General features: G+C 41.1%; 10 protein-coding genes. 6 read left to right on the forward strand and 4 right to left on the reverse strand.

All coding sequences use genetic code 11. The features are described 5' to 3' along the window. Positions 1-460 precede the first annotated feature (460 nt). The 3 genes from F6J94_RS23755 (at position 461) to F6J94_RS23765 (ending at position 1630) form a co-directional block, all read left to right on the forward strand. Complete coding sequence (locus F6J94_RS23755) at positions 461-658, forward strand: hypothetical protein (RefSeq protein WP_070394349.1); 198 nt, start codon at positions 461-463, stop codon at positions 656-658. A 365-nt stretch (positions 659-1023) separates the two neighbouring features. Next, positions 1024-1377, forward strand: a complete 354-nt coding sequence (locus tag F6J94_RS23760) for a DUF433 domain-containing protein (RefSeq protein WP_293044716.1) — start codon at positions 1024-1026, stop codon at positions 1375-1377. After that, positions 1352-1630, forward strand: a complete 279-nt coding sequence (locus tag F6J94_RS23765; RefSeq protein WP_293044704.1) for a DUF5615 family PIN-like protein — start codon at positions 1352-1354, stop codon at positions 1628-1630. Before F6J94_RS23760 ends, F6J94_RS23765 begins: the two co-directional genes overlap by 26 nt. A gap of 172 nt (positions 1631-1802) precedes the next feature. Here F6J94_RS23765 and F6J94_RS23770 read toward each other — a convergent pair whose 3' ends face one another. Next, on the reverse strand, positions 1803-2033 hold the full coding sequence (locus F6J94_RS23770; RefSeq protein WP_293044706.1) for a type II toxin-antitoxin system Phd/YefM family antitoxin: 231 nt from the start codon (positions 2031-2033) through the stop codon (positions 1803-1805). A 432-nt stretch (positions 2034-2465) separates the two neighbouring features. Between F6J94_RS23770 and F6J94_RS23775 the strand changes: the two genes are divergently transcribed. Beyond that, positions 2466-3329, forward strand: coding sequence for an SWIM zinc finger family protein (locus F6J94_RS23775; RefSeq protein WP_293044708.1), 864 nt, complete (start codon positions 2466-2468; stop codon positions 3327-3329). Between the two features lie 245 nt (positions 3330-3574). On the opposite strand, the gene F6J94_RS23780 is transcribed toward F6J94_RS23775, so the two are convergent. Both F6J94_RS23780 and F6J94_RS23785 read right to left on the reverse strand, forming a co-directional pair. Further along, a complete protein-coding gene (locus tag F6J94_RS23780; protein ID WP_293044710.1) occupies positions 3575-4192 on the reverse strand; it encodes a class I SAM-dependent methyltransferase in 618 nt (205 codons plus the stop codon). A gap of 95 nt (positions 4193-4287) precedes the next feature. Continuing rightward, positions 4288-4479 carry a hypothetical protein gene (locus F6J94_RS23785; RefSeq protein WP_293021157.1) on the reverse strand — a complete coding sequence of 64 codons (192 nt, stop codon included), beginning with the start codon at positions 4477-4479 and terminating at the stop codon, positions 4288-4290. Here F6J94_RS23785 and F6J94_RS23790 point away from each other — a divergent pair. After that, positions 4450-5049 carry a rhomboid family intramembrane serine protease gene (locus F6J94_RS23790; RefSeq protein ID WP_293021159.1) on the forward strand — a complete coding sequence of 200 codons (600 nt, stop codon included), beginning with the start codon at positions 4450-4452 and terminating at the stop codon, positions 5047-5049. The genes F6J94_RS23785 and F6J94_RS23790 overlap by 30 nt on opposite strands. Before the next feature lie 1073 nt (positions 5050-6122). Beyond that, complete coding sequence (locus tag F6J94_RS23795; RefSeq protein ID WP_293044712.1) at positions 6123-7400, forward strand: serpin family protein; 1278 nt, start codon at positions 6123-6125, stop codon at positions 7398-7400. A gap of 259 nt (positions 7401-7659) precedes the next feature. Here the strand turns inward: F6J94_RS23795 and F6J94_RS23800 are convergent, their stop codons facing one another. Next, positions 7660-8829: a glycoside hydrolase family 68 protein gene (locus F6J94_RS23800; protein WP_293044714.1), complete on the reverse strand. Its 1170-nt coding sequence runs from the start codon at positions 8827-8829 to the stop codon at positions 7660-7662. Between the last annotated feature and the right edge of the window lie 1092 nt (positions 8830-9921).

Raw genomic sequence — 9921 nt, forward strand, 5'->3', positions numbered from 1 at the left:
ACTCCCTGCTCCCTAAAAGCCCAGACGTTGTACCTAACAGCAATTGCAAACCGCTGTATTGATAATTGTGATATTTTTGCCATCATGGAAGTAACTCCTATTTAGGTGGGAGGAAAACCGCGCTGGCGTCGGTTAATGGTTTGAACCAGCGCGGTTATTAGTCTCAGTCTCAATATCTATAGTATAGATAAATCCTGTAAAAAATGCAAGTATTAATTTAGTTTTTTACATTTATTTACAAAGACAATTTGTAGGTATTGATGGATTTAAGTATGGATAAATATTGATAGCAATGTAAGTCTATTTTAGGGCATTTTTTTATTTAAAAGCTAACGATAACGTTATAGTATTGCTTTTTTTATTAACTTTAAAATACTCAAAAAAAAACCTTTAAAAACCCTTGACAAATATTTGTATAATCATTACAATAATACTTGTCAACAAATTGAATCTTTGACCTATGTCAGAATTTACTCCAAACTCCAACAAACAACCCGTTAAGCACATCTTGAAGGGTTCTCGTAAAGCAGTACTCAACACGATGTACGCCCTTTATGGTCTGCGCTATGCGGAAATTTCCGAGTGGAGTCCTCTGCAGCCCACTGAGGTTCCAGGGGAATTCATTACTATCATGACCAAGTACTTGTTGTTGCCATAACACCTTAAATTTCTGGGGGGGTTTCCCCCCCTTGGCCAATCCCATCGGATCACATCCGGATTGGTTTGGAAACTTCTGACATAGGTGATTGAAATAGCCGTGGATAGTATTTCTGCGGCTATTTTTTTTTGTTTTGGAATATATAGAGAATTTAGAATAGAGAATTTAGAATAGAGAATTTAGAATAGAGAATTGGGAATCGGGAATCCAATACTGGTGGTTCAGTAAGCCTGTACTCCAACATCATCAAAGTATGATAAAATTAATAAATGGTGTTTCATAGCTATCAGGTATACAGGATTTTTTACCTCTTGCCTGCTCCCTACTCCCTACTCCCTACTCCCTGTTCCCTTTGCTATAAAAAAATGCAACTAGAAGACTATTTTGACTTCCTCAGTGTGGACGATATTCGTATAAAAGGCACAAGAATAGGAATAGAAACTATTCTCTATGATTATATCCATCGTGCCCGCACTCCTGAAGAAATTGCCGAAACCTATCCATCCCTAAATCTAGAACAGGTTTATGCTACTATTCTTTATTATCTACACAATAAAGAAATGGTCAGCCAATATGTTGCTGACTGGTTAGAGTGGAGTCACCAGCAACTGAAAGCACAGCAAATTAACCCCTCGACCTCTGCCCTGCGATTGCGGAAGTTGAGAGCAGAACGAAAAGTAATCAAAAAAGCTGATGACTCTCAACTATCTATTGGATGAAAATGTCAATCCTGCTTACAAAATCCAATTGACCCGGAATTCTCCTGATTTGGTGATGTGGATTGTTGGTGAACCGAATACTCCTGCAAGAGGAACGTTAGACCCCCAAATTCTGAAATGGTGTGACGAGTATGGTTTTGTGCTGGTAACAAATAATCGTAAATCTATGCCTACCCATTTAGCTGATTATATTACAGAAGGGAATCACATACCAGGAATCTTTATTCTCAACACCAAGTTAAGTATGGTATAAAATATTGATGAGCTGGTTTTTCTAGCTGAGGCATCTTTTGAAAACGAATATCAAGACCAAATTATTTATCTTCCACACAGTTATAGCGTTTAGCAAACGTCTTTCGCCGATTGAGAAAGCTTATCTGGATCTAGACTCCACCAAATCAAAGCGCAAGTATCGAGAACAATTTTCACACTTCTCCCCATTCTTCTATTGTAGGAGTTGTTAAATCATCAAAATACTTGACTTTACCGCGCATTTTTCCAAATAACTGTTCTGTTGAGGATAAATTACCGTATTTAGAAATTCTCACCACTGGTTTGCCCCGATCAGTGACTACAATTTCTTCCCCTTCTGACTCTACAAGCTGCAATAACTCCAGCAGTTTGCTTTTCAGTATACTTTTGGAAATTGTTTTCATTTAGATACTATTGACGGACTTAATTAACATTATAATTATATCACATTTAAAGCGTTTTTAATAGCTATCAGGTACACAGGATTTTTTTCTCTTCCCTGTTCCCTATTCCCTGTTCCCTGTTCCCTAAAAAACCATAAATATGTACCTGGACAAAAATAAACCTCACTTCTTGATGCAAAGCGCGAGTGGGGGAAACCCCCTGTTCCGAAGCTGCATCGCTGTATTAACTTGTGTAAAGTTGCCAAAAATCGGTCTGCTCCCTGCTCCGAACGCGGGGCGCGTTCGGAGCAGGGACTTCGGAACAGGGAAGAGCGAAAAAATAGTGCTTACCTGATTAGACTAGAAACAGCTATAGTGCTAATATAAGCATTTGTTGCCTACTCCCTACTCCCTACTCCCTACTCCCTACTCCCTGTTTTCTTTGCTATATAAATGACAAACTACGAAATCGAAACCCAAGAATGGTGGGTAGAACGTTGGAATGACTTACTCAATTCCTATCGCTTCAAAAAGCGTTTGGAACGGGGACGTATCTATGCCAAAGAAGGCAATATTCTCAGTATTGACTTTCTAGGACCACAAGTAGTCGCCAAAGTTCAAGGAACTGCTCCGGAGCCCTATGAATTAACCATTTCCATCGAACCCTTTACCGAGGAAGACTGGAATTATGTGGTGCAAACCCTAGCAAGTAAAGCAATTTACTCAGCTCAGTTATTAGCAGGAGAAATGCCCCATAATATCGAAGAAGTCTTTACTGCCAATGGTTTAAGTTTATTTCCCTTCACCCTCTCCGACGTTCGTTCCCAGTGCAATTGCCCCGATCCCAAAAATCCTTGTAAGCATATCGCAGCAGTATACTATGAATTAGGCGATCGCTTCAGCGAAGACCCCTTTGTTTTGTTCCAGTTGCGGGGAAGCACCAAAGAACAAATCCTTGATGCCTTGCGTAAATTACGCAGTGGTCAAGCAGGGGAAACTTCCACCACAGAGCAGCCATCGTCAATTCCAAATCTCACTTCCGGTGATCAAAACCCTGATCCAAACAGGGAAGAGGGGGAATCAGCAATCGGCTATCCTGAAACCTCAGTCAATATTCAGCAATTTTGGCAATACGATCAGCCCCTCGATTCTTCCCTCGTGGTAATTGCACCACCAACAGATAGTGGAACCGTCCTCGATGTCTTAGGAACAATTCCTCTAGGAGCAGCTGACCCTCGTGTGATGCAGTATCTCAAAGGAATTTATCAGATAGTCAGCCAGCAGGCGGTAATTTCAGCATTAAATCGAGATAGTTAATAGGGTAATAATTTAGTTCCTGTTGGAACTAATGTGCCTATTTAAGCTATCAGCTATCAGCTATCAGCTATCAGCTATCAGCTATCAGCGTTCAGCATATGCTTATGATGGGCTTTTCCCCAGACTTTTAATTCTGTAAAATCTCGAACTATTAAATTATCCCAAATGAAGTTTATTTTAAGCATTCGGCTGACCACTGACCACTGACCACTGACCACTGACCACTGACCGCTGACCGCTTAATGCTAACAAGACTTCTGAGCCACACCCTTATACATATAGCCCAGAATCTTAGGAAATTTTGGTTCATAAAACTCTTCTAATGTCAGAATCTCGAAATGCTTTTCAACCAGCTGCTTGATATTACGATTTAGATGACAGCCATCCCCGATAATCTTTTGTACAGGAGTCAAGCGATTTTGCCAAACCTGAACCTTAGACTCATCACTCATGCCATGCTCAATAAAAAAGAACTTTCCCCCTGGTTTTAGCACCCGATAAATTTCCTGTATAGCCTGATTAACCTTAGTAATACTGCACAATGTCCAGGTGCTAACTACACTATCAAAGCTATGGTCAGCCATCGGTAAATTTTCCCCATTCAGCACCCTAAAATCAACGTTAATTTCCGATTCATCAATACGTTTTTTTGCTACGGAATCCATCCCAGGATTAACATCAATAGTTGTAAGTTTTTGCAGGTGCTTGGGGTAATAACTTAAATTTAATCCTGTGCCAAAGCCAATTTCAAATACTTGCCCAGACACCTGAGATAAAACCTCTTGACGATACTTGGTTAAGACCGGGTCAGACATAACCCAGTCCAGAAATCGGGGAAAAATTAACTCTGAATATAAACTCATGCTCCAATTACCTTGGGATAACCTTGAATTGGCACTCATGATCAATTATATATATAGAGAGCAATTCTTAATTAGGTGAGGGACAAAATCCTGGGTTAATGGGAGTAGGGAGTAGGGAGTAGGGAGTAGGGAGTAGGGAGTAGGGAATAGGGAATAGGGAATAATGAAAAAATTATGTGTACCTTATTACTATGAGAAACCCTATATAAATTATAGTAGTAAACATAAATATGAGCGTGCAGGCTACCGGGTGAAGTATGACAACTATATTTGATTGGATTAATCAATTCCGAAATGCTTGGGGTGACAACTTCCAGGCAGTGGGTGATTTGGTTCTTTACGCCTGGATGATAAGTTTTGTCAATTTAGTCTTATGCGGGGGAGCACTCAACGAAAAATTTGGTATCCAACCCCGCACCTGGCTCGGGCTAGTTGGTATTTTGTTTTCACCCTTCTTGCACAAAGACTGGAAACACTTAATCGGAAACACTATTCCCTTCGCGATCCTTGGCTGTTGGGTATTGTTACGAGGAACCGATGATTTCTGGGTCGTGACCTTGGCGATAGTCTTGATTGGTGGTTTGGCTGAATGGCTAGTTGGTTCACCTAACACTGTCTCTTATGGCGCAAGCGGTGTAGTTTTTGGGTATGTAGCTTTTCTGATCGCACAGGGGTATTTAGAAGGTAAGCCCCTGTTAGTCATAGGTTCTAGCGCTATCGGTGGTCTCTATGGTTTTACACTCAGAGGTTTATTTCCTGGTGAAACAGGGATCTCCTGGCAAGGACATTTATTTGGCTTCCTGGCAGGTATGCTTGCAGCCAGCTATCTGGACACGTTTCGGAATATGTTTCTTTGACACTCCCCGTCCTTGAAGGACGGGGATTCTTTCTTCATAGGGGTTCCAACGAACTTACCCTCGGAAAGTTTACACCGTCTGCCCGGCGGTGTTTGAAGAGAGAATTTTTAAATTCTGCCCATCATCAATTTACCCAGTTTTGAGCCTTACTGGTCAAATGGTCTGGCTCCTGGCCGTAGGTCCGGTAAAAAAAATCCCCGCTAGCGGCCAGACTAACGGGGTGTGCTTTTCTCTTTGTGTTCTCAATTATTATTATTGGCCAATCATGTATGATTTGGTGTTGGCCTAATGTCAATTTTTGGTGTGATTTCATATAAATTTTTATAAACTTGCTTGTTTTGGTCGATCTAGTCAATCTGAGCATCAAGTGATCTAAGCGCAAAAAACTCCACTAGCCTGATACTAGTGGAGGCAGGGTGTGTTATTCGTCAACTTCATTGTAGATATGCGATGTTTGTGATCTGGTTTGCTGAATGTATGGTTTTGTATTTGATTTAGGTTGTTGCTCAGCAGAATCTGGAGTATAGTTTTTAATCAAATTTAACTATAATAGCATAAAAATTGTGGCTGTCAAGGGCAAAAAATCTGGACGATCAGTAATTTATGGTAATATTTGCCTAAACTTGACTATAATTACCTATGATACAACTAGCCTTTTGTGCAGCGCTTTCTGGCTATGGATAACAGAAAAGCCAACTTAAAAGACTACAGATATGTAAGGGACAAAAAAAATACCGAAAAGTCCAGAAGTGTGGAGCGCTTAAAACCTTCACAATTTATGAAATCATGACTCTTGGATAACGTTGGTTATGTGTAAATTAGGTTATTTAGACTGTTAAACACCAGGATTATAGCAGTCGCCAGGGCAGGCGCGGACATTACAAAAGTCTCAAACCTAAGTAAGCGCAAGAGTTTGACTTCTGACTTCTGACTTCTGACTTCTGACTTCTGCTATAGATCGTCATTCCCCATTACCGATTACCCATTCCCGGTAGCAAAAACCGTAACTAAAGGAACCGAATTATCCTGTAATGGTCATATTAGAACAGGGTATTAGCAACGGAGACGATCAAATGAACCATCAAATGCTTAGTCGTATAGCCACTGTTATGGCAGTCAGCATCCTGCTTACAGGTATATTGGGGTGTGTGTCGGAAAAAACCAATGCCCTTGACCCTATGCCTAACTCCGAACCAAGGAAAGAATCAATTTCAGCTGACCAGCAACCAAATCTAGAGGTGGATACCAATCTTGTAGACGCTAATACTAAATTTGGCTTCAAGCTATTCTCAGAAATTCTCAAGCAGGACACTAACAAGAATATTTTTGTCTCTCCCACCAGCATCGCCATTGCCCTAGACATGGCTTACAACGGTGCCAGCGGCGAGACTCAAGAGGCTATGGCAAAAGTCCTAGAATTAGAGGGATTAAGTCTAGATCAACTCAACCAGGGAAATAACGCCTTAAAGGCTAGCTTGGAAAATGCTGACCCTGATGTTCAGCTGTCCATTGCCAACTCCCTGTGGGCTAACCAAGGCATTGACATCAACCCCAAATTTATTAAAAACAACCAGAAATTCTACGAAGCAGAGGTCACAGAACTTGATTTTAGTAGTGCCAAGGCTGCAAAAAAAATTAACCGTTGGGTCAAAAATAACACAAACGGCAAAATTAAAACGATTGTCGAACGCACTCAAGCGGATGATTTACTCTTCTTAATCAATGCCATCTATTTCAAAGGCAGCTGGACCAGAGAATTCGATAAAAGTCAAACGTCTGATCAAGCTTTTTATATCTCTGATTCAAACCAAAAGCAACACCCAATGATGTATCAGTATGGGAAGTATAAGTACTATGAAAATGATGCCTTTCAAGCTGTAAGTATTCCCTACGGTAAAGAACGGCTGAGTTTGTATGTTTTCTTACCCCGTGAAGGGAGCAGCTTGGCAGAATTTCAACAACAACTCACAGCGGAAAACTGGCTACAATGGATGAAAGAGTTTAGGTCTCGGGATGGGTCAATTCGGCTACCCCGCTTTAAATTTGAATACGATATTAAACTCAACGATTCCCTAAAAGCTTTGGGGATGGATGTAGCGTTTACCGATAAGGCGGATTTTTCTAATCTGACCTCTGAATCAGCAGCGATTAGTCAAGTCAAGCACAAAACCTTTGTAGAAGTTAATGAAGAAGGCACAGAAGCAGCGGCTGCTACTTCTATCGGTATTGTTACTACTTCCATTAGTATAGATCAACCATTCAATCTAGTGGTTAACCGTCCTTTTTTCTGTACTGTTCGGGACAATAAAACTGGAGCAATTTTGTTCATGGGTTCGATTGTGGAACCGTAAGCTATTAGCTATTGAATTAGTGTGAAGGTTGAAAGTTAAAGGTTGAAAGTTAAAGGGTAAGCATGCAGCTATCAGCGAACAGCGTAGCGTCATCGGTGCTTTTGAATAAAATAAGCTGACCGCTGACCGCTGACCGCTGACTGCACCTCAAGTAGCGTGCGTGGCACAGGCTTCTAGCCTGTGAGGTAGCGCATATGCTTACGTTAAAGCTTCAGAAGATAACTGTCCACTAACCTTTAACCTGGTAACCTACTTAACCTTAGGCAGGTAACTTGAATAGAATTGCATCCCAAATACAGTATCCCTCACGTCCATATAATAGTGACGAGGGATCAGCAACACCCTGTTGACCAGAAGGACTTACTTTCTTAATTTCTGGATAATCGTTGTCCCACAAGACCTTCCACTGACCAGAAACATCGAGTTCTTCCATTCCTAAATTTAATCCATAAGCGATCAGTTCTTGTTGGTTATTGTGCTCGAAGTTGATCGCATACAAGTTAGACTCGGAGGATCCTTTCACCACCGGTACCACCCCTGCTGGCTGATAGGGACCGTTGATCTGTGGCGAGACAAAATGGTACAGGCTGGAGTCAGTAATCGAGGCAGCGTCATCACCAAGTTGCTCAAGCCAACGGGGATCCACATGTTGCTTCATCACAGAGAAGAACATGTGCCACATTCCTCCTTTATAGTAAACGTGGCTTCGTTCACACTCGTAAAAGAGACCTTGCTCACCTTCATCGGTCATGAAATGAGGAAACAGGGCTGGTGGCAAGAGTGTATAGGGTCCTTCGAGTTGATCTGCTACTGCTAGACCAATACAGCCTTTCTTGGGTTGGGAATTTGTCTTGGCAGCAGCAGATAGAAACATCCAATACTTGCCTTCGTGAAAGATGGGGAAAGGATCCCGCAACTGGCGGTGACGTTGGTCTGGCATCAATGGATGGTCGGAGTAATCGTAGTATTTCTCCCAATCAAGAAATTCGATCAGTTGGGGAGCTTGCCAATCAATCTCGTGATTATCCCTAATGATTCCCTTACAGAAGCCAATATACTCATGAAGCAAATTAGGACGGTCTGGAGATCCACCGTAAAAGAAATACAGGGAATTTTCGTTTACCAACCGTAAGCTTCCTGCTAGAAGGCGAGAGCTTCGCCAGTAGTCATCCCGGTCTGGCTGAAACACAGGACCTAAGTGCTTAATTACAGACAAATCTTCACTAAGAATAGCCCCACCCATTTCCCCTCTCTGCCAAGGCACTCCCTCTAAATCCTTTCCTCCTTGAAGGTAAAGCAGGAGATATTTTGAGAGAGCTGTTTTACTTGGAGCAGGTTGGTGAGGCGTTGTCTGGATGCTGATATCATGGTTGAACAGTTGCTCTAAGGTCGCAGCGTCGCTCCTGCCCTGATCGAGTTGTTGTATCATCAGCTTCTGCTTAAGATATTTTTAGTTTTGTTAAGGAAATATTACTTTATTAAATCAATCTATTATTTTTTTGACAAGGGGATCCATGAAATTGCAGGGATATGGGGCACAATCTCAGTATAAATACTGAGAATTTCCCAAGGATTTGCGATCGCCAAATCTGCTCCACATATAATACTTAATGCTACATTAAGATTACGCGATCTAGGCTCTTATCGGTAGGCTTGCTAATCGTAAGCATCAAGGTATAGGCTGAGATCTTATCTAGAGGCTGCAAGCCTTAGAACCCTAAAATTAGGGTTTGGCTTCGAGTTTGGCTTCGAGTTTGGCTTCGAGTTTGGCTTCGGGTTTTCCTTTCAGCTGCGTAAGTCCTAGTGTAAGCATTCAGCGGTCAGTGGTCAGTGGTCAGTGGTCAGTGGTCAGCGGTCAGCTAACTTAACAGAAATTAAAGCAATGCTTACCTGTTTTATTAAAAAGCTGAGAGCTGAGAACTGAGAGCTGAGAGCTGAGAGCTGATAGCTAAATGCTTACATCCTAGTAATCTCACCTTAGTTAAATCTTCGTCTATGTCTTCACAAGTTAAAGATTTGATTTTGATCGCAATCAATCAGCAATTTTGCTAGTGACATTTTCCCAACACTATTTGTTATCTTGGAATAAGTTTGGTAGTGATAGGTAAAAAAGCGAGTACAGACCTCGCTTAAATGGTATAGCCTTAACCTATTCTGAATCAATATTAGGAATTACGTAGTAACTCTCTGATTATCTGATTAGAGGGTAATTTAGCAATTAAAACACTATGCTTTACTATGCTTTGAGCGGTCAACAGTGATGGTATTTGCTGATAGCTAAATCAAACTCAAACTTTATGCCCGTCCAAAGTATAGATATAGTTTTCACTCCTATCAGTACGTAATTCCTCACTAGTTTAATGTATTCAGGAAAAAAAATTGGCTTGGATACATAGACTAGTGTTTAATCATTAGGCGTTGCTTCTATAAATTACACAATAATTAGTTAGATAGGCTCTAATTAAGCGGTAAGTAAAATTCCTTACCGCTTAATTAGAGCCTATCTAACTAATTATTGTGA

It is taken from the genome of Moorena sp. SIO1F2 (assembly GCF_010672755.1).
GTDB lineage: Bacteria > Cyanobacteriota > Cyanobacteriia > Cyanobacteriales > Coleofasciculaceae > Moorena.

Coding starts and splice junctions, on each gene's coding strand:
- F6J94_RS23755 (WP_070394349.1), top strand. CDS start 461: ATGTCAGAATTTACTCCAAACTCCAACAAACAACCCGTTAAGCACATC.
- F6J94_RS23760 (WP_293044716.1), top strand. CDS start 1,024: ATGCAACTAGAAGACTATTTTGACTTCCTCAGTGTGGACGATATTCGT.
- F6J94_RS23765 (WP_293044704.1), top strand. CDS start 1,352: ATGACTCTCAACTATCTATTGGATGAAAATGTCAATCCTGCTTACAAA.
- F6J94_RS23770 (WP_293044706.1), bottom strand. CDS start 2,033: ATGAAAACAATTTCCAAAAGTATACTGAAAAGCAAACTGCTGGAGTTA.
- F6J94_RS23775 (WP_293044708.1), top strand. CDS start 2,466: ATGACAAACTACGAAATCGAAACCCAAGAATGGTGGGTAGAACGTTGG.
- F6J94_RS23780 (WP_293044710.1), bottom strand. CDS start 4,192: ATGAGTTTATATTCAGAGTTAATTTTTCCCCGATTTCTGGACTGGGTT.
- F6J94_RS23790 (WP_293021159.1), top strand. CDS start 4,450: ATGACAACTATATTTGATTGGATTAATCAATTCCGAAATGCTTGGGGT.
- F6J94_RS23795 (WP_293044712.1), top strand. CDS start 6,123: ATGAACCATCAAATGCTTAGTCGTATAGCCACTGTTATGGCAGTCAGC.
- F6J94_RS23800 (WP_293044714.1), bottom strand. CDS start 8,829: ATGATACAACAACTCGATCAGGGCAGGAGCGACGCTGCGACCTTAGAG.